Annotated in this window: 24 protein-coding genes and 1 tRNA gene; 14 read left to right on the top strand and 11 right to left on the bottom strand. The window is 70.2% G+C overall.

Going from position 1 to position 21,896, the window contains the following annotated elements; all coding sequences use genetic code 11:
• Nucleotides 1–155: 155 nt before the first annotated feature.
• Both F0L68_RS17520 and F0L68_RS17515 read left to right on the top strand, forming a co-directional pair.
• Nucleotides 156–1,343, top strand: a complete 1,188-nt coding sequence (locus F0L68_RS17520; protein WP_149850751.1) for a Mur ligase family protein — start codon at nucleotides 156–158, stop codon at nucleotides 1,341–1,343.
• On the top strand, nucleotides 1,333–2,070 hold the full coding sequence (locus F0L68_RS17515) for a type 1 glutamine amidotransferase (RefSeq protein ID WP_149850663.1): 738 nt from the start codon (nucleotides 1,333–1,335) through the stop codon (nucleotides 2,068–2,070). The genes F0L68_RS17520 and F0L68_RS17515 overlap by 11 nt, the downstream gene beginning before the upstream one ends.
• Here the strand turns inward: F0L68_RS17515 and F0L68_RS17510 are convergent.
• Nucleotides 2,056–3,552 (bottom strand): flavin-containing monooxygenase, encoded by a 1,497-nt coding sequence (locus F0L68_RS17510; protein WP_149850750.1) that lies wholly within the window; start codon nucleotides 3,550–3,552, stop codon nucleotides 2,056–2,058. The two genes, F0L68_RS17515 and F0L68_RS17510, sit on opposite strands and share 15 nt — an antisense overlap.
• A 132-nt stretch (nucleotides 3,553–3,684) precedes the next feature.
• Between F0L68_RS17510 and F0L68_RS17505 the strand changes: the two genes are divergently transcribed.
• Complete coding sequence (locus F0L68_RS17505) at nucleotides 3,685–4,281, top strand: TetR/AcrR family transcriptional regulator (RefSeq protein ID WP_149850749.1); 597 nt, start codon at nucleotides 3,685–3,687, stop codon at nucleotides 4,279–4,281.
• On the opposite strand, the gene F0L68_RS17500 is transcribed toward F0L68_RS17505, so the two are convergent.
• Together F0L68_RS17500 and F0L68_RS17495 are read right to left on the bottom strand one after the other, a co-directional pair.
• Nucleotides 4,278–5,312 (bottom strand): zinc-dependent alcohol dehydrogenase family protein, encoded by a 1,035-nt coding sequence (locus tag F0L68_RS17500; protein WP_149850662.1) that lies wholly within the window; start codon nucleotides 5,310–5,312, stop codon nucleotides 4,278–4,280. The two genes, F0L68_RS17505 and F0L68_RS17500, sit on opposite strands and share 4 nt — an antisense overlap.
• Before the next feature lie 140 nt (nucleotides 5,313–5,452).
• Nucleotides 5,453–6,685, bottom strand: coding sequence for a glycoside hydrolase family 27 protein (locus F0L68_RS17495; RefSeq protein ID WP_149850661.1), 1,233 nt, complete (start codon nucleotides 6,683–6,685; stop codon nucleotides 5,453–5,455).
• Nucleotides 6,686–6,966: 281 nt separating this feature from the next.
• Here F0L68_RS17495 and F0L68_RS17490 point away from each other — a divergent pair, with 281 nt between their 5' ends.
• The 3 genes from F0L68_RS17490 (at nucleotide 6,967) to F0L68_RS17480 (ending at nucleotide 10,380) form a co-directional block, all read left to right on the top strand.
• Nucleotides 6,967–9,000, top strand: a complete 2,034-nt coding sequence (locus F0L68_RS17490) for an MFS transporter (protein ID WP_149850660.1) — start codon at nucleotides 6,967–6,969, stop codon at nucleotides 8,998–9,000.
• A 123-nt stretch (nucleotides 9,001–9,123) separates the two neighbouring features.
• On the top strand, nucleotides 9,124–9,609 hold the full coding sequence (locus tag F0L68_RS42415; protein WP_188316633.1) for a hypothetical protein: 486 nt from the start codon (nucleotides 9,124–9,126) through the stop codon (nucleotides 9,607–9,609).
• A 156-nt stretch (nucleotides 9,610–9,765) separates the two neighbouring features.
• Nucleotides 9,766–10,380, top strand: a complete 615-nt coding sequence (locus F0L68_RS17480) for a TetR/AcrR family transcriptional regulator (protein WP_149850659.1) — start codon at nucleotides 9,766–9,768, stop codon at nucleotides 10,378–10,380.
• A 43-nt stretch (nucleotides 10,381–10,423) separates the two neighbouring features.
• On the opposite strand, the gene F0L68_RS17475 is transcribed toward F0L68_RS17480, so the two are convergent.
• Complete coding sequence (locus F0L68_RS17475; protein ID WP_149850658.1) at nucleotides 10,424–10,645, bottom strand: DUF3618 domain-containing protein; 222 nt, start codon at nucleotides 10,643–10,645, stop codon at nucleotides 10,424–10,426.
• 164 nt (nucleotides 10,646–10,809) lie between these two features.
• On the opposite strand from F0L68_RS17475, the gene F0L68_RS17470 reads away from it, so the two are divergent.
• Both F0L68_RS17470 and F0L68_RS17465 read left to right on the top strand, forming a co-directional pair.
• Nucleotides 10,810–10,883, top strand: a tRNA-Leu gene (locus tag F0L68_RS17470).
• A 151-nt stretch (nucleotides 10,884–11,034) separates the two neighbouring features.
• The gene (locus F0L68_RS17465; RefSeq protein WP_149850657.1) at nucleotides 11,035–11,604 is read left to right on the top strand and encodes a dihydrofolate reductase family protein; all 570 of its coding nucleotides are present in this window, start codon (nucleotides 11,035–11,037) and stop codon (nucleotides 11,602–11,604) included.
• 66 nt (nucleotides 11,605–11,670) lie between these two features.
• Here F0L68_RS17465 and F0L68_RS17460 read toward each other — a convergent pair whose 3' ends face one another.
• From F0L68_RS17460 to F0L68_RS42410, 5 genes are all read right to left on the bottom strand, one after another.
• Entirely contained in the window at nucleotides 11,671–12,261 is a 591-nt protein-coding gene (locus tag F0L68_RS17460; RefSeq protein ID WP_438672292.1) for a LuxR C-terminal-related transcriptional regulator, read from the bottom strand.
• 44 nt (nucleotides 12,262–12,305) lie between these two features.
• Complete coding sequence (locus F0L68_RS17455; protein ID WP_188316632.1) at nucleotides 12,306–13,523, bottom strand: sensor histidine kinase; 1,218 nt, start codon at nucleotides 13,521–13,523, stop codon at nucleotides 12,306–12,308.
• A gap of 59 nt (nucleotides 13,524–13,582) precedes the next feature.
• Nucleotides 13,583–15,091, bottom strand: coding sequence for a nitrilase-related carbon-nitrogen hydrolase (locus tag F0L68_RS17450; protein ID WP_149850655.1), 1,509 nt, complete (start codon nucleotides 15,089–15,091; stop codon nucleotides 13,583–13,585).
• 95 nt (nucleotides 15,092–15,186) lie between these two features.
• On the bottom strand, nucleotides 15,187–15,534 hold the full coding sequence (locus F0L68_RS17445) for a type II toxin-antitoxin system PemK/MazF family toxin (protein ID WP_188316631.1): 348 nt from the start codon (nucleotides 15,532–15,534) through the stop codon (nucleotides 15,187–15,189).
• Complete coding sequence (locus F0L68_RS42410) at nucleotides 15,531–15,791, bottom strand: hypothetical protein (RefSeq protein ID WP_188316630.1); 261 nt, start codon at nucleotides 15,789–15,791, stop codon at nucleotides 15,531–15,533. The genes F0L68_RS17445 and F0L68_RS42410 overlap by 4 nt, the downstream gene beginning before the upstream one ends.
• 128 nt (nucleotides 15,792–15,919) lie before the next feature.
• Between F0L68_RS42410 and F0L68_RS17440 the strand changes: the two genes are divergently transcribed.
• The 3 genes from F0L68_RS17440 (at nucleotide 15,920) to F0L68_RS17430 (ending at nucleotide 18,207) form a co-directional block, all read left to right on the top strand.
• The gene (locus F0L68_RS17440; RefSeq protein WP_149850653.1) at nucleotides 15,920–16,618 is read left to right on the top strand and encodes a GNAT family N-acetyltransferase; all 699 of its coding nucleotides are present in this window, start codon (nucleotides 15,920–15,922) and stop codon (nucleotides 16,616–16,618) included.
• A 148-nt stretch (nucleotides 16,619–16,766) separates the two neighbouring features.
• On the top strand, nucleotides 16,767–17,528 hold the full coding sequence (locus F0L68_RS17435; protein WP_149850652.1) for an SDR family NAD(P)-dependent oxidoreductase: 762 nt from the start codon (nucleotides 16,767–16,769) through the stop codon (nucleotides 17,526–17,528).
• Between the two features lie 112 nt (nucleotides 17,529–17,640).
• Entirely contained in the window at nucleotides 17,641–18,207 is a 567-nt protein-coding gene (locus tag F0L68_RS17430; RefSeq protein ID WP_149850651.1) for a GNAT family N-acetyltransferase, read from the top strand.
• 41 nt (nucleotides 18,208–18,248) lie between these two features.
• Here the strand turns inward: F0L68_RS17430 and F0L68_RS17425 are convergent, their stop codons facing one another.
• Entirely contained in the window at nucleotides 18,249–18,683 is a 435-nt protein-coding gene (locus tag F0L68_RS17425; RefSeq protein ID WP_149850650.1) for a type II toxin-antitoxin system VapC family toxin, read from the bottom strand.
• Nucleotides 18,680–18,946 carry a hypothetical protein gene (locus F0L68_RS17420; protein ID WP_149850649.1) on the bottom strand — a complete coding sequence of 89 codons (267 nt, stop codon included), beginning with the start codon at nucleotides 18,944–18,946 and terminating at the stop codon, nucleotides 18,680–18,682. The genes F0L68_RS17425 and F0L68_RS17420 overlap by 4 nt, the downstream gene beginning before the upstream one ends.
• Nucleotides 18,947–19,325: 379 nt before the next feature.
• Here F0L68_RS17420 and F0L68_RS17415 point away from each other — a divergent pair, with 379 nt between their 5' ends.
• The 3 genes from F0L68_RS17415 to F0L68_RS17405 all read left to right on the top strand — a co-directional run bounded on the left by F0L68_RS17415 (nucleotide 19,326) and on the right by F0L68_RS17405 (nucleotide 21,861).
• A complete protein-coding gene (locus F0L68_RS17415) occupies nucleotides 19,326–19,553 on the top strand; it encodes a hypothetical protein (RefSeq protein ID WP_149850648.1) in 228 nt (75 codons plus the stop codon).
• Between the two features lie 57 nt (nucleotides 19,554–19,610).
• Complete coding sequence (locus F0L68_RS17410; protein WP_149850647.1) at nucleotides 19,611–20,642, top strand: LLM class flavin-dependent oxidoreductase; 1,032 nt, start codon at nucleotides 19,611–19,613, stop codon at nucleotides 20,640–20,642.
• Between the two features lie 673 nt (nucleotides 20,643–21,315).
• Nucleotides 21,316–21,861 carry a hypothetical protein gene (locus tag F0L68_RS17405; RefSeq protein ID WP_149850646.1) on the top strand — a complete coding sequence of 182 codons (546 nt, stop codon included), beginning with the start codon at nucleotides 21,316–21,318 and terminating at the stop codon, nucleotides 21,859–21,861.
• The last annotated feature ends 35 nt before the right edge of the window (nucleotides 21,862–21,896 follow it).

Genomic DNA, 21,896 nt, shown 5'->3' with positions numbered 1-21,896 from the left:
CCTGTCGGGCTGGTCCTCGGCCGCGCGGGCCCGACCGGCCACGGGGCCAACCGCCGCACGTTGACGGGTCCGAAACCTGCCCTTGCTAGCATCGCGAAGTGACCACGCCAGGCCGACTTCCGCTGCGAACGGCTGCCGCCGTGCGGCTCGGAAACATGAGTTCCAAGCTGTCCCAGGCAATGGGACTCGGCGCGGGCGGGATGATCGGCGGCCGAGTCGCCCTCAAGCTCGACCCGCAGGCGCTGCGCCGGTTGTGCGCCGGACGCCGGGTGGCGCTCGTCACCGGCACCAACGGCAAGACCACCACGACGCTGATGCTCGCCAGGGCGGTCGACGAGCTCGGGCTGGTCGCCTCCAACCACGGCGGCGCGAACATGCCGGACGGGCTGGTGACGGCGCTGAGCCAGGACCCCGACGCGGACTTCGCCGTGCTGGAGGTCGACGAGGGCTACTTCCCCGCCGTGGCACAGGTTGTCGAGCCCGAGGTGGTGCTGCTGCTCAACCTCAGCCGCGACCAGCTCGACCGCGTCGGCGAGGTGCACACCATCGAGCGCTCGCTGCGCAAGGTGCTCACCGACCTGCCCAACTGCACCGTCGTGGCCAACTGCGACGACGTCCTGGTCACCTCGGCGGCCTGGGACGCCAAGCGGGTCGCCTGGGTGGCCACCGGCACCGGCTGGCACCACGACTCCGCGTCCTGCCCGCGCTGCGGCAGCCCGATCCGGCACGACCAGGGCAGCTGGCACTGCACCAGCTGCGACCTCGGCAGGCCGAAGCCGCACTGGGGCGTCGACCGGGGCGACCTGGTGTCCTCGCAGGGCGAGCGGATCGAGCTCGGGCTGCGCCTGCCTGGCAAGTTCAACCAGGCCAACGCGGTGATGGCCACGGCAGGCGCTGCGGCGTTCGGCGCGCCGGTCGCCGAGTCGGTGCGCAGGGTCAGGTCGGTGACCGACGTCGCTGGCCGGTACCGGACCGTCAGCCGCACCGGGCACACCGCGCGGCTGCTGCTGTCCAAGAACCCCGCCGGCTGGACCGAGACGCTGACGATGCTCCAGGGCGGCGACCACGCGGTGGTCGTCGCGGTCAACGCCAAGGAGGCCGACGGCAGGGATCTGTCCTGGCTGTGGGACGTGCCGTTCGAGCAGCTGCGCGGCCGGACCGTCATCGCGGCGGGCGAGCGCGCGACCGACCTGTCGGTGCGGCTCACCTACGCCGAGGTCAGGCACACCGTCGTGCCGGACACGCTCAAGGCGATCGACGCGGCCCCGCAGGGGGCCGTCGAGGTGATCGCCAACTACACCGCCTTCCGAGACCTGAACGCTAAGGCAGCCAATGCGCAGTGACTCGACCGTCCAGATCGCGCTCGTCCTGCCCGACCTGCTGGGCACCTACGGCGACTTCGGCAACGCCGTCGTGCTCCAGAAGAGGTTGGCCTGGCGCGGGATCCCGGCGGAGATCGTGCCGATCAACTTCGGCCAGGCCGTGCCGGAGAGCTGCGACATCTACGTGGTCGGCGGCGGCGAGGACACCGCGCAGACCCTGGCCGTCAAGCACCTCCAGGACAACCCCGGGTTGCAGCACGCGGTGCGGCGCGGCGCGACCGTGCTCGGGGTGTGCGCCGGCATCCAGCTGTTCGGCGACCACTTCACCCGCGCCGACGGCGTCACCAGGCCCGGTCTCGGCCTGATCGACTCCACCAGCCACGCCGGCCCGAACCGGGCCATCGGCGAGGTGCTGGCCAAGCCGCTCGGCGGGCTGTTCGACGGCGTGCTCACGGGCTTCGAGAACCACCAGGGTCGCACCACGCTCGGCCCGGCCGCGCGGCCGCTGGCGCAGGTCACCGTGGGCACCGGCAACGACGGCAAGGTCGAGGGCGCGGTGCAGGGCAAGATCGTCTGCACCTACCTGCACGGCCCGGTGCTGCCGCGCAACCCGCAGCTCGCGGACCTGCTGATCGAGTGGGCCACCGGCACCAAGCCAGCCCCCCTAGACCTGCCCATCCTCGACCAGCTCCGCGCCGAGCGCGTCAAGGCCGCCCAACGCACTACCGACGCGTCATCTCGGGGTTAGCTGGGGTGCGCGGCTGGGCGCCACGAGTTCGTAGTCGGCGGCGCGCAGCTTCCTGGTGCGCATCCAGTAGCGCCAAGTGAAGCCGGGCCAGACCGTGCGGTTGACGCCGGCCGCGTCGAGGTACCAGCTGGTGCAGCCGCCCTGCGACCACACGCCCTTGCGGAGCTGGTGCTGGATCTCGCGGTTGAACCGCCGCTGCACGTCGGGCCGCACGTCCAGCGCGGCCGCGCCGTCGCGGTCGAGCAGGCGCAGACACTGGTCCACGTAACGGATCTGCGACTCGATCATGAACACCACCGAGTTGTGGCCGAGTCCGGTGTTCGGGCCGAGCAGGAAGTACAGGTTCGGGAAGCCGGAGACGGTGATCCCGTAGTAGGTGGAGATGCCCTGCTCGCGCCATTCCTTCGCCAGGTTGCGGCCGTCCCTGCCGACGATGTCGAGGTAGTCGAACGAGTCCGTGACGTGGAAGCCGGTGCCGTAGATGATCGCGTCGACCTCGTGCTCGACGCCTGCCGTGTCCACGATGCTGTGCTCGCGCACCTCGGCGACCCCGTCGGTCACCACCGAGACGTTGGGCCGGGTCAGCGCGGGGAAGTAGTTGTTGGAGATGATCACCCGCTTGCAGCCCATGGTGTAGTCGGGCGTGAGCTTGGCGCGGAGTTCGGGGTCGGCCACCTGCTTTGCCATGTGCCGCTTGGCAATCCCCTGCGCCGCGGTCATCAGCTTCGGGTTGGCGAAGCCGACGGCCCTGGACTCCAGCATCCAGTAGAGCGCGTTGCGGAACAGCCGCTGGGTCGCCGGCAGCAGGTCGAACATCCGCCGCTCCCACTCGGGCACCGGGCGGTCCGGCTTGGGCATGATCCACGGCGGGGTGCGCTGGAACAGGTGCAGCGAGGCGACCTGCTTGGCGATCTCGGGGACGAACTGGATGGCGCTCGCGCCGGTGCCGATCACCGCGACCCGCTTGCCGGTGAGGTCGTAGTCGTTGTCCCAGTTCGAGGAGTGAAAAGCCTTGCCCTGGAAGCGTTCCGCGCCGGGCAGCGCCGGGACGTTGGGGATGTGTAGCGCGCCGACACCAGCCACGACGGACTGCGCGGTGTAGGTGTCGCCCTGCTCGGTGGTGACGTGCCAGACGCGCGCGGCCTCGTCCCAACGCGCGCCGCTGACCTTGGCGCCGAACTCGATGTGCCGCCGCAGCCCGTACTTCTCGGTCAGCGAGCGCAGGTACGCCCAGATCTCCGGCTGGGTGGCGAACATCCTGGTCCACCGTGGGTTGAGCTCGAAGGAGAAGGAGTACATGTGCGACTGGATGTCGCAGGCGCAGCCGGGGTACTGGTTGTCCCGCCAGGTGCCGCCGACGTCCTCGGCCTTCTCCAGCAGCACGAAGTCGTCCACGCCGGACTTCTTCAGCTGGATCGCCATGCCCAGCCCGGAGAACCCGGTGCCGATGATGAGGACCTTGGTCGCCCGGTTCCTACGCATCTCCACACGCCCTCCGCCGCTGTGTAGTGGCTCACACGCTACTCAGCAGTAGGTTACTCCAAGTAGATTACCTGCGGTAGGGTGAATTTCGTGACCAGCGCACCCGCGACCCAGCCACCCCGCAGGCGCCGGATGCCGCGCGCCGAGCGGGAGAGCCAGATGCTGCGGGTCGCCGAGGAGGTCTTCGCCGAACGCGGCTACCTGGCCGCCTCCATGGACGAGATCGCCGAGCGGGTCGGCGTGTCCAAGCCGATGCTCTACGAGTACTTCGGTTCCAAGGAGGGCCTGCTGATCGGCTGCATCAACCGGGCGAGGACCGAGCTGCGGACGGCGACGGAGCTGGCCATCCAGGGCGCGGTCGACCCCGAGGACCTGCTGCGCCGAGGGCTCGTCGCGTTCTTCCTGTTCATCTCCGAGCACCGGCGCTCGTGGGCGCTGCTGCGGCAGGAGGCCGCCGTGACGGTGCCCTCCGCCGTCGAGGAGATCGAGGCGATCCGGCGGCAGCAGACCGACCTGATCGGCGCGGTGATGGCCGCCTACCTGCCCGAGCCGTCGCCGCCGGCCGTCGAGGCCGCCTCGGAGATCATCGTCGGCGCGTGCGAGCGGCTGGCGCTGTGGTGCGAGCGGCGCGGCGACATCACCCCGGAGCAGGCCACCGACCACGTCATGACCATCGTGTGGTCCGGCCTGGGCAGCCAGCTCACGGCCGTCCACGGGGACCGCGTCTAGGGGCGCACGATCACCTTGAGCGCGGTGCGCTCGTCCATCGCGACATACCCGTCCGCGACCTGGTCGAGGCCGACCGTCCGGTCGAACACCGGCGACGGGTCGATGGTCCCGGCCAGCACGTCCGCCAACAGCTCTGGCAGGTACGCGCGGACCGGCGCGACCCCGCCGGCCACGCTGATGTTGCGGCCGAACAGGTCCCCGAGCGGCAGGCCGGGCATCTCGTGCGGCACGCCGACATAGCCGATCCGGCCGCCGTCCCGCGCGATGCCCATGGCGGTCTGCCAGGACTGCTCGGTGCCAACGCACTCCAGCACCGCGGGCGCGCCGAGCCCGCCGGTCAGCTCGCGCACCCGCGCAACGGCGGCCTCGCCGCGCTCCGCCACCTGGTCGGTCGCGCCGAACTTCTTCGCGATGGCGGCGCGGTCCTCGTGCCGCCCCAACGAGATGATCCGCTCGGCGCCGAGCCGCTTCGCCGCGAGCACCCCGCACAGGCCAACCGCGCCGTCGCCGACGACGGCCACCACCGAGCCGGGGCCGACGCCGGCCGCCCTGGCGGCGTGGTGGCCGGTGCCGAGGACGTCGGAGAGGGTCAGCAGGCCGGGCAGCGCCGCCTCGTCGACATCGGCGGCGAAGGGCACGAGCGTGCCGTCCGCGTGCGGCACCCGCACGGCCTCGCCCTGGCCGCCGTCGGAGCCGTTGCTGCCCCAGAAACCGCCATCGACACAGGAGGTCTGGAGGCCGGCAGCGCAGTAGGCGCAGGTGCCGTCGCTCCAGACGAACGGCGCGATCACCCGGTCGCCGACGCGGACCGAGGTCACCTCGGCGCCGATCTCCACGACCTCGCCGAGGAACTCGTGCCCGATGCGCTGCCCGACCGCGCGCTTCGCGACACCCCGATACGCCCACAGGTCGCTGCCGCAGATGCAGGCCAGCTCGACCCGCACCACGGCGTCGGTCGGCAGCCGCACCGCGGCGTCCGGGACCTGCTCGACCCGGATGTCCCCCGGCCCGTGGATCGTGGTCGCGCGCACAAGGTTCTCCTCGCTGAGGGTGAACGTTCTCCGCCATCCTCCCCGCCCACCCACGCGCCGTCCACCGGGCCGGGAGATGTCACAAAGGACGCCTTCCTGACAATCCGGTACTGGAAGGCGTCCTTCGTGACAGACCGCGCTCAGCCCTCGGTGACCGCCGAGGGCGCCGGGACGGCGTGCACGCGGTAGATCACGGTGCCGTGCGCAGGCACCTTCGCGCTGATCGTGCCCGTGGTGCTGCGCGTCGCCTTGCTCCACAGGTCCGTGAGCTGCCACGAGGACGCCGACCGCGCGCCGACCGCGCTCGCGCTGGTGCTGATCGTGGCGCTCGACCCCGTCTCGTTGAACAGCGCGACGGCGCGGTCACCGCCGGCCAACGGCTTGGTGATCACGTGCAGCCCGTTGGCGGAGGAGATCTCCTTGCCCTGCACGCCAAGGGTGTCCTGGTCGACCGCGATGACGTCGGTGTTCTCCAGGATGGTCATGGTCGCCGAGGACGCCTTGCGGATGTCGGAGCCGATCAGCAGCGGCGCGGACATGATCGACCAGAGGCTGAAGTGGCTGCGGTACTCGGTGTCGGACATCTTGCCGTTGCCGACCTCCAGCATGTCCGGGTCGTTCCAGTGGCCGGGCCCGGCGAAGGCGTCCAGCTTCACGTTCGCCTTGAAGATGGACAGCATCTTCGCGTAGCTGTCGTTGATGTCCCCGGTGGTGCGCCACAGGTTGCCGACGTTGCTGGCCCACGTCCACGGCTTGTTCTGCCCCCACTCGCACAGCGAGTAGGTGATCGGCCGGCCGGTGGCCGCGAGCGCGTCCCGCATGGCGGTGTAGCGCTGCTTCGCGTCGACCCCCTGGTTGTTGCAGTTGTCGTACTTGAGGTAGTCCACGCCCCAGGACGCCCAGAGCGCGGCGTCCTGCCGCTCGTGGCCGAGGCCGCCGGGGAAGCCGCCGGTCCCGTTGCAGGTCTTGATGCCGGCACTGCTGTACAGGCCGAACTTCAGCCCCTTGCCGTGCACGTAGTCCGCGACGGCCTTGATGCCGTTGGGAAAGCGCGTCCTGTTCGGCACGAGGTTGCCGCTGGAGTCCCTGGTCGGCTCGGCCCAGCAGTCGTCGATGTTGACGTACTGGTACCCGGCCGCCTTGAGCCCGGACGAGACGAACAGGTCGGCGATGCCCTTGACCATGCCCTCGTTGAACGTGCCGCTGCAATGCGTCGAGTTCCAGTTGTTGAACCCCATGGGCGGGGTCTTGGCCAGGCCGTTGTCCAGCGCCAGCGCCGGCGGTGCCGCCGACACCGTGACGCCGAGGGCGACAACCGCCGCACCGACCACTGTGGACAGTGCGGTGCACACCGCGAGAATTCTTCTGCGCATGGACACAGGTCCTTTCCTCACCACGCACGCCAGGACGGCGGGTCGGAGCGCGGCGGGGCACAGACCCAGTCAACTCCTGCAAGGTAGGAGCTTCGCCGCGCGAATTCAAGAGCCAATGCGACCAAATCCGCCGTGAATCCACGCAGATCGAACATCACCACTCAGACGGCAACATCGCCGTGTCGGACAAAACCAGCCGAAGGTGTAGCTGCCATCGCGCGCGCTGATCAATACGGTGACCCTGGGGCGGCCGAAAACACCTGATCAGCGGGGAGACAGCGATGACGGAGACCGCGGCGGCCGACCAGCGGGAGGCCCCGGCCGGGGTCAGCAAGGCGCGCGCGAACGCGGTGTTCGTCGCGGTCATGCTCGGCATGCTGCTGGCCGCCCTCGACCAGACGATCGTGTCCACCGCGCTGCCGACCATCGTCGGCGACCTCGGCGGCGCGGGGCACCTGTCCTGGGTCGTCACCGCCTACCTGCTCGCGGAGACCATCTCCACCGCCCTGGTCGGCAAGTTCGGCGACCTGTTCGGCCGCAAGCAGATGTTCCTGACCAGCGTGCTGATCTTCACGATCGGCTCGTTCTTCTGCGGGTTCGCCAACAGCATGACCTGGCTGATCCTGTGGCGGGGCGTGCAGGGCCTCGGCGGCGGCGGTCTGATGGTGACCGCGAGCGCGCTGATCGCCGACGTGATCCCGCTGCGCGACCGGGGCAAGTACCAGGGCGCGCTCGGCTCGGTGTTCGGCGTGGTCACCGTCATCGGCCCGCTGCTCGGCGGCCTGTTCGTGGACCACCTGTCCTGGCGCTGGGCGTTCTACGTCAACATCCCTGTCGCGGTCATCGTCCTGGCCGTCGCCGTGCCGGCCATCCCCGCCGTGCGCAGCGCGGTCAGGCCGGTCATCGACTACCTGGGCATCCTGCTGATCGCGCTCGGCGCCAGCGGCCTCACCCTCGTCACGAGCTGGGGCGGCACCACCTACCCGTGGGGCTCGCCGACGATCATCTGGCTCGCGGTCGGCTCGGTCGTCGCGCTGACGCTGTTCGTGTTCGTCGAGCTGCGCGCGGTCGAACCTGTGCTGCCCATGCTGTTGTTCCGCAACCCCGTGTTCACGGTCGCCGGCCTGATGAGCTTCATCGTCGGCTTCGCGATGCTCGGCGGCATCACCTACCTGCCCACCTACATGCAGTACGTGCAGGGCACCTCCGCGACCGTCTCGGGGCTGCGGATGCTGCCGATGGTCTTCGGCATCCTGCTGGCGTCGATCTTCAGCGGCACCGCGGTGAGCAGGACCGGCCGCTACCGGATCTACCCGATGCTCGGCGCCGCCGCCATGACCGTCGGCTTCTACCTGCTGTCCATGCTGGACGAGACCACCGGCCTGCTGCTGTCCTCGCTGTACATGTTTGTGCTCGGCGTCGGCGTCGGGCTCGGCATGCAGGTGCTGGTCATCGCCGTGCAGAACACCTGCGACTACGCCGATCTCGGCGTCGCCACCTCCGGCGTGACGTTCCTGCGGACGCTGGGCAGCTCGTTCGGCGTCGCCGTGTTCGGCACGGTCTACGCCAACAAGCTGACCACCAACCTCGCCGAGGCGCTCGCCGCGAACCCGCTGCCGCCGGGTGTCGATCCCCGGGTCGCGCAGAGCCCGCAGGCGCTGCACACACTGCCCGGCGCGCTGTCCGCTCCCCTGGTGCACGCCTACGCGGAGACGCTGCACGTGGTGTTCCTCGCGGTCATCCCCGTCGCGTTGATCGCCCTGGTGCTGTCGTTCTTCCTCAAGGAGGTGCCGCTGCGGGACACCGCGCGCGCGGCGGCGAGCGACATGGGCGACGGGTTCGCCATGCCGGCGTCCCCCGACTCGGACCAGGAGCTCGAACAGGCCATCGGGGCGCTGATGCGACGCGAGCGCGCCACCGTGACGACCGAGGTGCTGACCAGGTCGAGCTCCGAACTCGACGAGGCCGCCGCCTGGTGCGTGGTGCGGGTGCACCTGAGCCGGGACCGGCGCGGCGGGGCCGAGCTGACCGACATCGCCGAGCAGGTGCAGGTGCCGGCCGCGGTGCTGGCCCCGGCGTTCACCCAGGCCGTCGACGCCGGCTACCTGACCGGCGGCGACGGCAGGGTCGAACTCACCCCGACGGGGGAACGGGAGTTCCACAAGCTCGCCGAGGCGTGGCAGGGGTGGCTGACCGAGAAGCTGTCCGACTGGCGCCCCGGCGAACAGGCCGAGCTGACCGAGGCGCTGCGGCGGGTCGCCGGCCGGCTCGTCGGCGACCAGGCCGGCGACCGGGTGCCCGCGCACAGCCGGTAGGCGCAGGCGGCAGCCGCCCGCAGAAAATCGGGTCGAATTTCACCCATCTGGGTAAAGCGCGTCATGCGACCGACGGAACCTGGTCCGACCATATGGAGTGCCCAGCACAGGGAGGTCGGATCAATGGCGGCGGAACCCATCACGGTCAACTACGTCCCGGAAGGCGATGACTGGGCCGTCAGGGCCAGCACCGGCGGCCGGAGCCTCGACGCGCACGCGCCGGGGCTGATCGCCGCGCGGGACCGCGCGGACCAGCTCGTGGAGCAGCTGACCAAGGACACCAAGCAGGACGTCACCGTCGTGCACCTGCTCGAGGGCGACGCGCTCGCGTTCACCACGGCGTACCTGCACGCCAGGCACGGCCTCAGCGCCACAGGCCCAGGCCAGCCACCGGTCGAACCGGCGGCCCAGCCACCGGCCGAGACCCGCGACGCGCCAACAGCCGCCCCGCCCGAGGCCGCCACCGAGCCAACCAACCCTCCGCCGGCGGCCGAGCCCGTCACGGTGACCAAGACCGTCAGCCCTACCCAGATCGCCGATCCCACCGGGACCGCCGATCCCACCGGACCCGAAGGCGAGGACGCGACCGCCGACAAACCCGACGGATGACCGAGCGGGTAACAACCAGACGCGACCGGTCAATGGTCCGACCTAATCGAACAAGAAGCCGGCCGCAACACCTAGGATGACCCGTCAGGGGTGGGCAAGGACAGGCCAACAGGACCGAACGCGTGCGCCCTCCCCGATCGAGGAGGTGGCAGGGCCTTGGCGGCAGCGCCGTACGACGCCGGGTCTCGGACCGTGCAACGTGGTCGGCCCAGGGATGCCAGCAGGGATGACGCCCTCCGCAAGGCCGCGCTCGAGGTGATGGCCGAGGTGGGGTACCGGGCACTGACCATGGACGCGGTCGCGGCGAAGGCGCGGGCGGGCAAGGCGACGATCTACCGCAGGTGGGAGTCGAAGCTCGACCTGGTGATCGACACGTGCGCGCAGCTGGCCAACCAGAACCTGCCGTCGCCGGACACCGGTTCGCTGGCCGGTGATCTGCGGGAGTTCCTGCGCACGTTCGCGGCGTTCCTGTCCGGGCCGATCGGCAAGGCGGCGCAGGCGCTGGTCGGGGAGCTGCCGCACGAGCCGGAGCTGGCGGCCGCGTTCCGCGAGACGTTCCTGATCTCCCAGCGCGATGTGCTGCGGGGCATCCTGGACCGGGCCACCACGCGCGGCGAGGTGCGGGCGGACGCGCCGAGGGGCATGGTCGTCGAGCTTGCCGGCGCCGCGCTCACCTATCGGTTGATGCTGACCGGCGACCCGCTGGACGTGCCGTTCGTGGACCGCGTCGTCGACCAGGTGCTGCTGCCGCTGGTCGGTCAGCCGAGCTGACCCCGCCCGCGCCGGAGGCCCGGCGGGGACGGGGACGCGTCGGCTACCGGAACAGCTTGCGCAGCAGCGCGAACGCGAGCAGGGCGGCGACCGCGATCAGCGGGTAGCGGACCTTGGGCTCGTCCAGCTTCGCGCGCACGCTCGCCTTGCCGGACTCCACGAAGCGCTTCGGGTTCGCCCTGGTGCCCAGCTCGTCCAGGGTTGTCGCCAGCGCGTCGCGGGCCTGTTCGATCTCGCGCTGAATGGTGTCGGGGTCGCGGGCCACATGTCCTCCTAGCAGCGGTGCCTTCCGGCTGGGACCACGGTAGTTGACCGCCCCGAGCCCCGTGCCGTGACCCGCACGCCCCGCGCCGCTCGGATCGTCCCCCGGCACGACCCGCTCGTCGGCCGAGATAGGCTTCGTCCGCTCGGCCGCGCGCGGCCGGGCCTGGGGCCATAGCCCAATTGGCAGAGGCACACGGTTTAGGTCCGTGCCAGTGAGGGTTCGAGTCCCTCTGGCCCCACTCAAAGCCCCAGGTCAGCGCCTTGTCGGCCGGCGCGGCTCACAATCAGGTCGCCGGGTCTCCTCTGGATGTCGAGATCGGCGTGGCTGCTCCGTCCCAGAGGCAGATGCGGCCGGCGTGGCCGCAGCAGCGCACAGGGGAAGGGACAGTCATGCGAAAGCTCATCGTCCAGCAGTGGGTCACCGTCGATAACATCGCCGCGGAGGAGGACGGCGGCCTCAGCTTCGTGTCCGGGGAACCGTTCGACGACGAGGTCACCGACAACCCCTTCCAGAACAGCATGATGGCCTTCATCGACTCGGTCGACACGATGATCCTCGGCGCGAATACCTACAACGAATCCAAGGGCTACTGGCCCTTCGCCGAAGACCAGGGCGAGTGGGGCAGGAAGCTCAACAACCTCACCAAGTTCGTCGCCTCATCCACACTGGAGGACGCCCCCTGGGGCGACTTCCCCGCCGCGACCGTGACGCGCGACCCGGCCGCCACCGTCTTGGAGCTCAAGGAGCAGAGCGGCAATGACCTCTGGCTGTGGGGAAGCTTGACACTCATGCGCTCCCTGCTGGACGCCGGCGTCGTCGACGAGGTCCGGCTGCTGGTCTGCCCGGCGGCACGCGGCAAGGGAACCCGCGTCTTCGAGGATCGCCAGGACCTGAAGCTGGTCGAGGCGACCGGGTCCGACAACGGTGTGGTCCTCCTGCGGTATGAGATCAAGAAATGACGGTGTCACTCTCCGGGAAATCTCGGGCCACCAGCGCCCGCATCACCGCGCGGGAGTCAAGTTCGGTCAGCGGTGGAGATAGGCGAGCACGGCCAGGACGCGGCGGTTGTCGTCCTCGGACTCCGGCAGATGAAGCTTGCCGAAGATGCCCGCGATGTGTTTGGTGACCGCGCTGGCGGAGATCGTCAGCTGATGGGCTATGGCCGCGTTGGAGCGCCCCGCAGCGATCAGGCTCAGCACCTCGCGTTCGCGGGGGCTCAGTTCGGCCGTGCGGCCGCGCGCGTCCCCTCGGGTCAGCAGTTTGGCGACGACCTGCGGGTCCATCGCGATGCCGCCGCCTGCCACCGATTCGACCGCGTCGATGAACTGTCCGGTGTTGGACACTCTGTCCTTCAGCAGGTAACCGACCGCCCCTGCGCCGTCGGCGAGCAGTTCACGGGCGTAGAGCTGCTCCACGTACTGGGACAGCACCAACACCGGGAATCCTGGCCGCTGACGGCGCGCGTGGATCGCGGCCTGGAGGCCCTCGTCGGTGAACGTCGGCGGCAGCCGCACGTCGACGACCGCCACGTCGGGCCGGTCCTCGGCCAGCGCCCTGCGCAGCGCCGGGCCGTTGTCGACCGCGGCCACGACCGTGAAGCCGTGCTCGGTGAGCATGCGGACCAGCCCGTCCCTGATGAGGAACAGATCCTCGGCGACGACTACGCGGACCTGATCGCGCACGGCACCTCCAGCCGGATGCGGGTGGGGCCGCCGAGCGGGCTGTGGATGGCGATCGTCCCGTCAAAGACGGCCAGCCTGCTGTGGATGCCACGCAACCCGGTGCCACGGGCCGGATCGGCACCGCCGCCGCCGTCATCGACGACATCGCAGGTCAACACGCCGTTGCGGTAGTCAAGCGCGACGCGGACGGCCACCGCGCCGGCGTGTTTGCTCGTGTTGGCGAGCAGTTCGTTGACGGCGAAGTAGACGGCGGACTCGACCGGTGGTGTGGGCCGTCCCGGCAGCTCGGCGGACACGTCGACATCGAGCAGGGAATCCAGTGCCAGTGCGCGGATCGCGTCGGCGAGGCCCCGGTCGGCCAGTACCGGTGGGTGCACACCCCGCACCAGATCCCGCAACTCGTCCAACGCCTTGGCGGACGCCTCCCTCGCCACGGCCAGCAGCTCGCGGGCCGCCGCCGGATCTTCGTCGAACAGCCGCTCGGCATTGCCAAGCCCCATGCCCACCGCGACCAGCCGTGCCTGCGCGCCGTCGTGCAGATCGCGCTCGATCCTGCGCAGTTCCGCGGCCTGCGCGTCGACGCTGTCCGAGCGCGTCTCCACCAGCGTCTCGACCCGGTGTTCCAGCGCGGTCGTCCGCGACGGCCCGAGCAGCGCACCCGTCCAGCGGGCGCGCAGCCGCAGCAGTTTCGGACCGATGTAGAGGCCGAGCGCGATCAACGCGAGCCCGACCGGGATGGCCGCCAGCGCAGTGGCCGTCGAGGTCACGTGGATGACGCCGTAGGCGTTGGCACCGCCAGCCCGCGCATTGGCCTGCCACACGAACGGCTGCACCGCCACGCCGTACACCCCGTACAGCGGCATACCCAGCGCCAACGCCGCCGCCCAGGTGCCGATGATCGGTTCGAGGACCGCCCAGAGCACGTCTCGCCACGTCGTCCGCGCCTTCAGCAACGCGACCGCGCCCGTCTCGGGACCGTAGGGGCGCTCGATCTCCACGCCGACCCGCCCCGCCAGCCACCTGGCCGCGTCCGTGACCCGCCGCAGCAGCGACACTGCCGACGGGAACACGTACCTGCCGACGCCGACCAACATCAGCGCTGCGCTGGCGACGACCAGAACGGCGACGCCGATACCGACGACAGACAGGCAGAGCATGGCCAGCGCGCGAACCGGTGCCGCAAATCTCGTCCTCATCGCTGTCCCCCGTCCCGCTCCTGGCGGCATCTTCGCACTCTCATCCGGGGATCTCATGATCAGTCCCGGTGTCCCTTCCGCCGGGCAGCAGCCGGCCGGACAGCGGCCGACGTCACCAGGCCGATGACGCTCGCGACGCAGAGCCACGCGAACAGATCGCCGACCACGCCATAGACCGTCCACGTGCCTCTGGTCGGCACGGACACGATCATGCTCTGGTGCGTGGTGCTGAAGTAGTTCGTCCTGGCCAGGTTCGCGCCGTACGCGTCGACGGTGACCGCGATGCCGTTGCTGGTCTGCCGGACGAGGGTGTATCCGTTCTCCACGGCGCGAAACACCGCGTTCGCCGAGTGCGTGCGCTCGATGCCCTTCCAGTCGTTGGCCGGGACGAACATGATGTCGGCGCGGGCGCGCAGCGTCCCGGGAAAGTCGGCGTCGAAGCAGATCGCGTCGGCAAGCCTCCCGTACGGCGTCTCGGACACCGGCACGATTCCGTTTCCCGGCCGGAGATCTTCCATACCTGGCACCGGATGCGCCTTGTCAAAGGTCGACAGCACCTGGCCGTCGGGCGCCACGAGCACGGCGATGTCGCGTGAGCGCGGTTGCCCGTCGAGGACGACGACTATCCCCATGTCGAGATAGATCTGCTTCTCTCTGGCGAGATCCTGGGCTCGCCGCAGAAATCCCGCGAGGTCCTCGTCGAGCACGACCGCGGCGCCCTCCGGCCACGCCACGATCTTCGCGCCACCGTCGGCCTCGATCCGGCTGGTGGCGAACAGGTCGTCACTGAGCGCCGCAAAAGCGTTACGCAGCACCGGCTTCTGCTCGGGTAGCACCTGCGGAGTGTGGAAGTTGTCGATCGCCCGCATCCGGTTCTCGGCCTCGATCGACGGGCTGATCCCGGCGACACGGACCAGACTCGGCGCTGTCGGCGCCAAGGCGAGACGCAGACCACCGCCGAGTAGGACGAGCCCGAGCACCGAGACGAACGACAGCGTGACCGCCCGGATCGACGGCCAGCTCAGCCGGCGTTCCAGCATGACGTTGACGACCGGCGCGGCCCAGGCCATCAGAAAGCTGATCCCGTAGATGCCGGTGACGGACGCGAGTTGCAACAACGGCAGGTTCGCCGACTGTGTCCCGGCCAGGGGCCCGAAAATCGTCCCAAGCGGGCTCACCTCCGCGACCAGGAACTCCACGGATGCCCGCGCCGCGGGGAAGACCAAGGTGGCGAGGAACGGATTCAACCGCAGAAAAAGCAGCCGGTCGGCCAGCAGCGGAACACTCAGGACCAGGTTCAGGATCAGGCAACCGAGCAGGATCGACAGCACATCGAGCTGGCCGGCGGCCGCGACCTGGACGACCGTCACCGCCGATGAGGACAGCACGACACACCCGACTCCGGCGAGCACACCGGAGCTTCGGGTGAACCGCATCAGGCCGATGGAGAACAGCCAGCCGGCGAGCGGAATCGACCATTCGCTGTTCGTGCCGACCAGCCCGAGTGCGATACCCGCCGCCAGCCAGAGGTATTTCCACCAACCGGCGGCGAAGGAGATGTTTGCCATGCACCAGAGCCTCGCCGAGCACGCGGCCGCTGCCAGTGCGGCTGACTCTCCACTTGCCCTGTAGTTATCTCCACCCCAGCCTCGCGGAGGGCCGGTTACACGTCGAGCATCCTGGCGAGCACTGAGCGGACGGCCGCGAGCTGGTCGTCGTCGAGCTTTCCGACTGGTTCGGTGCCGACCAGTCGGGCGGCCGAGAGGGTGCGGACCTGTTCGGTGATAGCCCAGCCGGTTTTGTGGCCAGGCAAGGAGATCTCGACGCGGTGCAGCCAGCCGCGGCGCTCGACAGAGGTCAGTGGCAGCACGCTCAGCAGTTCGCCGCGGACCAGCCTGAGGTGGAACGCCGAGGACACGACGACCGCCGGGCGGGCCTTGCCCTGCTCGCGGCCCGCGACGGGTTCGAGATCGACCCGCCACACCTGCCACGGCTCGATCCGGACGGTCACCCGGAGACCCGCTCGTCCCACGTGTCGGCAACGGGCACCGCGGCCCTGTCCCACCCGTCGGCCTCGGCGAGGTACGCCGACCAGCCTGCCGGGTCGGTTGACCGGAAGAGGTCCATCGCCGCGATGGCCTTGGCTTCCCAATGCTCGTCGAGGAGCCGGTTCAGGGTCTCCTCCGCGGTGGCGCCGCTGAAATCCTCGGCTGCCACCTCAAGCACCCGATCCCGGGTCCGTTCGCTCACCCGCAACATCGCCGCCATACCGCCGAGTATACAGAACTGTAAACAGCCGGCGGCGCACGGCACGTCACCGCCGGCTCGCCTCCAGGTGTCTTGGCAGGCGGCCCGTTTTCTTGCAGGCTTATTGCAGTAGACGAGCTGGGGGCGAGATGACCGACGTGCACGACGGGACGCGGAGCGACGCGACTGACCAGGACCCCGGCCAGGGGGCCGACCGGGACGTGCTGCGCGCCTGGGTCGATGGATGGGTCCTGTCGCGCGGCGCGTCCGCGCCCGTCGAGGAGCCGTGGGGGTTCCGGATCGAGGTCGGCAGGCCGAACCACGTGCGCCGGTACGTGCTGCCGACGGCAGATCCGGCCGTGCTGCGGGAGCTTGCCTCAACGATCGACACGCCGGGGGCCTGGCTGAAGGTGTGCGCGCCGGCCGACGCCGTCGCGCCGCTGCTGACCGACGGCTGGTCGATTCCCACCGACGAGTACCTGATGGCGACGGCGCTGCGGCCGACCGAGGCGGCACCGCCCGCCGGGTACTCGGTGCGCAGCACGACGACGGGTGGCATCACCGAGGTCCAGGTGCTGGCGGCCGACGGTGAGACCGCGGCCACCGGCCGGATCGCCAGCACGGGGTCGACCGCGGTCTTCGACCAGATCTCCACCGACCCGGCCCATCAGCGTCGCGGCCTCGGCCGCCTGATGATGGCCAGCCTCGGCAACAGCGCTGCCGCGAGGGGCGCGACCATGGCCGTGCTCGGGGCCTCGCGCGAAGGGCGCGAGCTGTATCTCGCGCTGGGTTGGACGCTGCACTCGCCGCTCACCCCGGCGGTGTTCCGGCCGCCGTCGGCGGCGTGACCACCGCGCGGCACGGAAACGGGCCCGCGGCGGGCCTGACCTGCATGGCCGATTCACGCCAGCATCAGATGGTTTAACGGACAACTATTGAGTCGTGGCCGGAACGAACCGGAACACCACGCCGAAGCAGTTGACCGTAAGGATTGGCATGTCGTCTCGTTTTCAGTCCAAGGTTGTCGTGATCACCGGTGGCACCTCCGGCATCGGCAGGGCCGTCGCGGAGCGGGTGGCCGCCGAGGGCGGCGCGGTCGTGCTCGGCGCCCGCCGCAAGGACGTCGGCGACGAGGTCGTGGCCGGCATCCGCGCGGCGGGCGGCGAGGCGCTGTTCGTGCCGACCGACATGACCGTGGAGGCCGACGTCGCCGCGCTTGTCGGCGCGGCCGTCGCGGAGTTCGGTCGGCTCGACGGCGCGGTCAACAACTCGGGCAGCATCAACGCGTTCGGGCCGGTGCAGGACATCGACGAGGCCGGCTGGCGCGCGGACCTCGACCACAACCTGAGCAGCGTCTTCTACGGCCTCAAGCACCAGATTCCAGCCATGATCGCCTCCGGCGGCGGCTCGATCATCAACAACGCCTCCAACCTCGGCGTGGTGGGCATGGGCTCGGTCTCGCCCTACGTGGCCGCCAAGCACGGCGTGGTCGGCCTGACCCGCGCCACCGCGCTGGAGACCGCGACGCAGGGAGTGCGCGTCAACGCCATCATCCCCGGCGCGACGGACACCCCGGCGTTCCGGTCCTCGATGGGCGCCACCCCGGAGGGCGAGGCGCAGGTCGCCGGGCTGCACCCGATGGGCAGGATCTCCCAGCCGGAGGAGATCGCCGCCCTCGTCGCATTCCTGCTCAGCGACGAGGCGTCCTTCGTCACCGGCGCCGCGCTCGCCGTCGACGGCGGCTTCACCGCGCAGTAGGACGGTGACGTGGGGTCTGGCACGAGGGCGCGCGCCTGGTGCCCGCCCCAAACCCCTCTGCCGACGGGGAAATGCGATGCCCGGACCCGGGTCCGGGCATTACCGTCCTGCCATGTTCCAGCCCGAGTACCCGATCACCACCACCCGCCTGCTGCTCCGCCCGTTCACGGCGGACGACCTGCCCGGCCTGCACGACATCTACTCCCGCCCCGACGTCGTGCGGTACCTCTACACCGAACCGCACACCATCGACCAGACGCGGGAGCTGCTCGCTGCGTGGTACGACTCGACGCGGCTGGCCGCCCAGGGCGACACGCTTCGGTGCGCGGTGCTGCGGCGCGACACCGGCAGGCTCATCGGCGAGGTGATGCTGCGTTGGGTGAGCGCCGAGCACCAGCAGGGCGAGATCGGGTTCGTCTTCCACCCCGACCACCACGGCATGGGGTTCGCCGCGGAGGCGTCGCGGGAGCTGCTGCGGATCGCGTTCGCCGAGCTGGGACTGCACCGCGTCGTCGGCCGCTGCGACGCTCGCAACACCGCGTCCTCCGGGCTGCTGGAACGGCTCGGCATGCGCAGGGAGGCGTTGTTGGTGGAGAACGAGTTCGTGAAGGGCGAGTGGTGCGACGAGCTCAACCTCGCCATCCTGGCGCGGGAGTGGGGCTCCGCACGGGAGGCCTGATTCGCTGGCCAGGCGACACCACGACGGACCGGGGGCAGACGTCAGGCGGGCTGTTCCAGTGGCAGGCCGGCGTAGGTCGCGGCCCGCGCGAGAGTCCTGTCGTAAGTGATGAACGAGGACAACTCCGGCCCGATCTCCAACGCGCACACCAGGTGGATGGCATCGAGCGAGCCGAGGTGGGGATCGTCCGCGTGTATCCCCGCGCGCAGGAACGTGGTGGTGTCGACGATGATGCGATCGACCCGGTCAAGGAGCTCGCCAGCGGCCGCCAGCCGATCGTCGAGCACAGCAGGGTCGACGGTCAGTTGACGCTGCGCGTCATAGCAGGACCGGCGTGCGACCCGGACCACTTCGGTGAGCGCGAGTTCGCAGGTGACGATCGCCTGCTCTCGTCCGCTCAGGCAGCGCACAAGGGCTTGAGTCTCCTTCTCGGTCACGATCAGCTTGACCATCGCGCAGGAGTCCAGGTAGATCACGCGCGCTCCTGCGCACGCATCTCCACCAGCAGTTCCGACAGTGTCGGTCCGTCCTCGACCGGAGGCAACGGCGTCCACCCGCTCAGTCCCTGTGTGTGGGAGGGGCGCAGCCTCCCCGTGGCGATGAGTTCGGCCCGGCGACGCTCGCCCGGTGTCAGTGGCAGGAGCCAGGCAACCGGAAGACCGTTGTTCGTGATGGGAACGGCACGGTCGAGTCGACCGACCTGGTCAGCGGTGAGTTTGCCCAGTTCGCGCATGGTCACTGAGCGGACCTCGTCGACACGGTGGTCCGCACCATGGTGCCCCGTGCCACTGCGGTCCGGGTCGGGCCGGCCTGAATTCGATGCCGCCATGCCCTACATATTACCAAGATGCCCGACACTCGACGTGAGCGTCGGACACCCAGGAGGACACGGGCCGTGGTCCAGGTACTCGTCCATCACGGTCGGTGATGGCCAGGTGCTATGCGCGGGCTCGTTGTCGCCGGCGTGCCCTCGGGCCTAGCGTGGCGACGCTCGGCGGGACGCCATCGCGCGCCGTAGCCGAGCGAGGCTCCCCCGGGAAACCTCGCCACCCGCCCGGTCGTTGTTTCCCGGGGGAGCGCCCCGGCGCGGGGCGTCCTCGGCGTGCGAGCATCTGTCCATGCCGGACGACGAGGACGAGGACTTCGAGGACTTCACGGGCGAGGACGTCGAGTTCGAGGTGTCCGAGGACCTGCACACCGTCTGCCACCTGTGTGGCGGCGCGGGATTCATCGCCAATCCGGTCCTCGCCGTCATCGGCGGCGCGCCGCGCACGATCGACAACGGCCGTCCCTGCCCCGCCTGCGACCAGGTCGGCCACCTGCCCGGCCTGGTGCCGCCCGCCTGAGCGCCCCGTCACAGGACGCGGCGGAAGCTGGGGGCGCGCGACGGCGTTGACCCGTTCATGAGCCGACTTCGCGACGTGCCGGTATCCGTCCTCGACCTCGCGCCGATCACCAGCGGATCGACCGCGCGACAGGCCCTGCTCAACACGCTTGACCTGGCCAAACACGTCGAGGCGCTGGGCTACACGCGCTACTGGCTCGCCGAGCACCACAACATGCCCGGCATCGCCAGCTCGTCGCCCGCAGTGCTGATCGGCCACGTCGCGGCGGCCACCTCGACGCTCCGGGTCGGCTCCGGCGGGGTGATGCTGCCCAACCACCCGCCGCTGGTGGTAGCCGAGCAGTTCGGCATGTTGGAGGCGCTGCACCCCGGCCGCATCGACCTCGGCATCGGGCGCGCGCCCGGCACCGACCAGGTGACCGCGCGGGCGCTGCGCCGGTCCACCGACGCGCTGTCCGCCGAGGACTTCCCCCAGCAGCTCACCGAGCTGGTGCGGCACTTCGACGAGCCGGCCCCCGGCGAGCCCGCGCCGAAGATCGTCGCGGTGCCCGCCGCCGGCAACCGGCCGCCGCTGTGGCTGCTCGGGTCGAGCGGCTACAGCGCGCAGGTCGCCGGGATCCTCGGGCTGCCCTTCGCCTTCGCGCACCACTTCAGCGCCGAGAACACGCTGCCGGCGCTGGCGCTGTACCGGTCCTCGTTCCGGCCGTCGGCGGAGCTGGACAAGCCCTACGCGATGGTGGCGGCCTCGGTGATCGTCGCGGACACCGACGAGCGGGCGCGGTTGCTGGCCGCACCGGGCGGTCTCGCGTTCCTGCGGCTGCGGCAGGGCAGGCCCGGCCTGTTCCCAAGCCCGGAGGAGGCCGCCGAGTACCCGTACACCGCGCTGGACGAGCTGGCGATCGAGGACCGGATGTCCAGCCAGATCATCGGCGGCCAGGACACGGTGGACCGGGAACTGGCCGAACTGCTGGCGGCGACCGAGGCCGACGAGCTCATGGTCACCACGATGGTGCACGACCACGGTGACCGGCTGCGGTCGTACGCGTTGCTGGCCGAACTGGCCGGTCGGTCCGTCGCGGCCAACGCCTGAGGGGCTTTCGTCCCGGCAGGCCGATCCGCCAGCACCTCCCCCGCAATCGGGCGTTCCGCCCTGGTGGCGGGGGTGCGCGGGGTGCTGGCGGATCTCGGTGAGCCGAGGCTCAGCGACCGGGTCGTGCGGCGACCGCCCAGGGATAGCGGCGACTCGACCCACCACCAAGCTAGGCGGCACGACGGCGAATCGCACGGATTGCCCCCATTCGGGCTCACCCACCCCGGTGAGATATCCAGCCACCCGGCGGAGTGACACGGGCGCGTGGATGCTGACGGACCGCGACCATCGGCCGAAGAATCCCCCGGACGCCGAAAACACTCGCCGAACCGGCCGCAAACATAGTCCGAACGGGTGAACCCGGTGATTGGGTGTAGCAACCCATGCACCGAACGCGATTCCACAATCGAGCGCGCACGCCCCCCGACGCGCTCGTCAACTCCCGCCGGTTGGCGGTCGACCGGGCACACGCCCGGCGGGTCGTCGAACCGGCCAACGTGGGCGGCATCCGTTGTGGTGTCGCCCACGTTGCGAGTGGCCACTCATCACGGCTTGGCCACAGGCTGGCACCAGGTGCAAATCGGACCCTCATCCGAGTCCACTCTTTCCCCGACAGACCGCCAAGGTGGGGGCAAGTCCCGTCGACCACCTCGGGACGGGAAAGGGGACGTTCGTGAGGATCGTCAGGCTGGCCGTCGCCGTGTGCCTGACTGTCGTCGTCGCCGGGTGCGCTGGCCAGCAGGAGCCAACCGCGTCATCGGCCCCGAACAGCTCGACGTCCAGGACGGCATCCGGCCAGCGCGGGGAGTCCCCGGCGACGAGCGGGCCGACGGCCTTCGGCGTGCAGCGGCTGTGGACCAACGGCATGTCCATCACCATCTCGCCGCCCAAGTCGCTCAAGCCGAGCGACACCGCGTTTCCGCAGGCCCCGCGCGCCGCGCTGTTCGAGGTGACCATCACCAACGGGACCACGCTGCCGTACAAGCCGTCGCAGCTGTCGCTGCGGGCCACCGTCGCCGGCAAGCCGGCCCAGGAGATGGTGGACTCCGCGCAGGGACTCAACGGCGTCGCGGCGGCCGGGCAGGAGGTGCCGCCGGGCAAGGCGAGCACCATCACCCTCGCGTTCGCCATGCCGGACAAGCAGGTGGACGTGCAGGTCACCGTCCAGCCCAACGCGGCGGCCCAGGAGCCGAGCGCCGTGTACGAGGGCCAGGCCTGACGAGTCGGCGGGGCAGAAAGCGACGGCCGCACAAG

Origin of the sequence: Solihabitans fulvus, from assembly GCF_008386585.1 — a bacterium.
In the GTDB taxonomy this organism is placed as follows: domain Bacteria; phylum Actinomycetota; class Actinomycetes; order Mycobacteriales; family Pseudonocardiaceae; genus Solihabitans; species Solihabitans fulvus.
This window is presented reverse-complemented; position numbering and strand designations above follow the sequence as displayed.

Excerpts from the sequence above, each read along its gene's own strand:
- F0L68_RS17520 (WP_149850751.1), top strand. The coding sequence starts at position 156 with ATGAGTTCCAAGCTGTCCCAGGCAATGGGACTCGGCGCGGGCGGGATG.
- F0L68_RS17515 (WP_149850663.1), top strand. The coding sequence starts at position 1,333 with ATGCGCAGTGACTCGACCGTCCAGATCGCGCTCGTCCTGCCCGACCTG.
- F0L68_RS17510 (WP_149850750.1), bottom strand. The coding sequence starts at position 3,552 with ATGCGTAGGAACCGGGCGACCAAGGTCCTCATCATCGGCACCGGGTTC.
- F0L68_RS17505 (WP_149850749.1), top strand. The coding sequence starts at position 3,685 with ATGCCGCGCGCCGAGCGGGAGAGCCAGATGCTGCGGGTCGCCGAGGAG.
- F0L68_RS17495 (WP_149850661.1), bottom strand. The coding sequence starts at position 6,685 with ATGCGCAGAAGAATTCTCGCGGTGTGCACCGCACTGTCCACAGTGGTC.
- F0L68_RS17490 (WP_149850660.1), top strand. The coding sequence starts at position 6,967 with ATGACGGAGACCGCGGCGGCCGACCAGCGGGAGGCCCCGGCCGGGGTC.
- F0L68_RS42415 (WP_188316633.1), top strand. The coding sequence starts at position 9,124 with ATGGCGGCGGAACCCATCACGGTCAACTACGTCCCGGAAGGCGATGAC.
- F0L68_RS17465 (WP_149850657.1), top strand. The coding sequence starts at position 11,035 with ATGCGAAAGCTCATCGTCCAGCAGTGGGTCACCGTCGATAACATCGCC.
- F0L68_RS17460 (WP_438672292.1), bottom strand. The coding sequence starts at position 12,261 with ATGCTCACCGAGCACGGCTTCACGGTCGTGGCCGCGGTCGACAACGGC.
- F0L68_RS17455 (WP_188316632.1), bottom strand. The coding sequence starts at position 13,523 with ATGAGGACGAGATTTGCGGCACCGGTTCGCGCGCTGGCCATGCTCTGC.
- F0L68_RS17450 (WP_149850655.1), bottom strand. The coding sequence starts at position 15,091 with ATGGCAAACATCTCCTTCGCCGCCGGTTGGTGGAAATACCTCTGGCTG.
- F0L68_RS42410 (WP_188316630.1), bottom strand. The coding sequence starts at position 15,791 with ATGGCGGCGATGTTGCGGGTGAGCGAACGGACCCGGGATCGGGTGCTT.
- F0L68_RS17440 (WP_149850653.1), top strand. The coding sequence starts at position 15,920 with ATGACCGACGTGCACGACGGGACGCGGAGCGACGCGACTGACCAGGAC.
- F0L68_RS17435 (WP_149850652.1), top strand. The coding sequence starts at position 16,767 with ATGTCGTCTCGTTTTCAGTCCAAGGTTGTCGTGATCACCGGTGGCACC.
- F0L68_RS17430 (WP_149850651.1), top strand. The coding sequence starts at position 17,641 with ATGTTCCAGCCCGAGTACCCGATCACCACCACCCGCCTGCTGCTCCGC.
- F0L68_RS17415 (WP_149850648.1), top strand. The coding sequence starts at position 19,326 with ATGCCGGACGACGAGGACGAGGACTTCGAGGACTTCACGGGCGAGGAC.
- F0L68_RS17410 (WP_149850647.1), top strand. The coding sequence starts at position 19,611 with ATGAGCCGACTTCGCGACGTGCCGGTATCCGTCCTCGACCTCGCGCCG.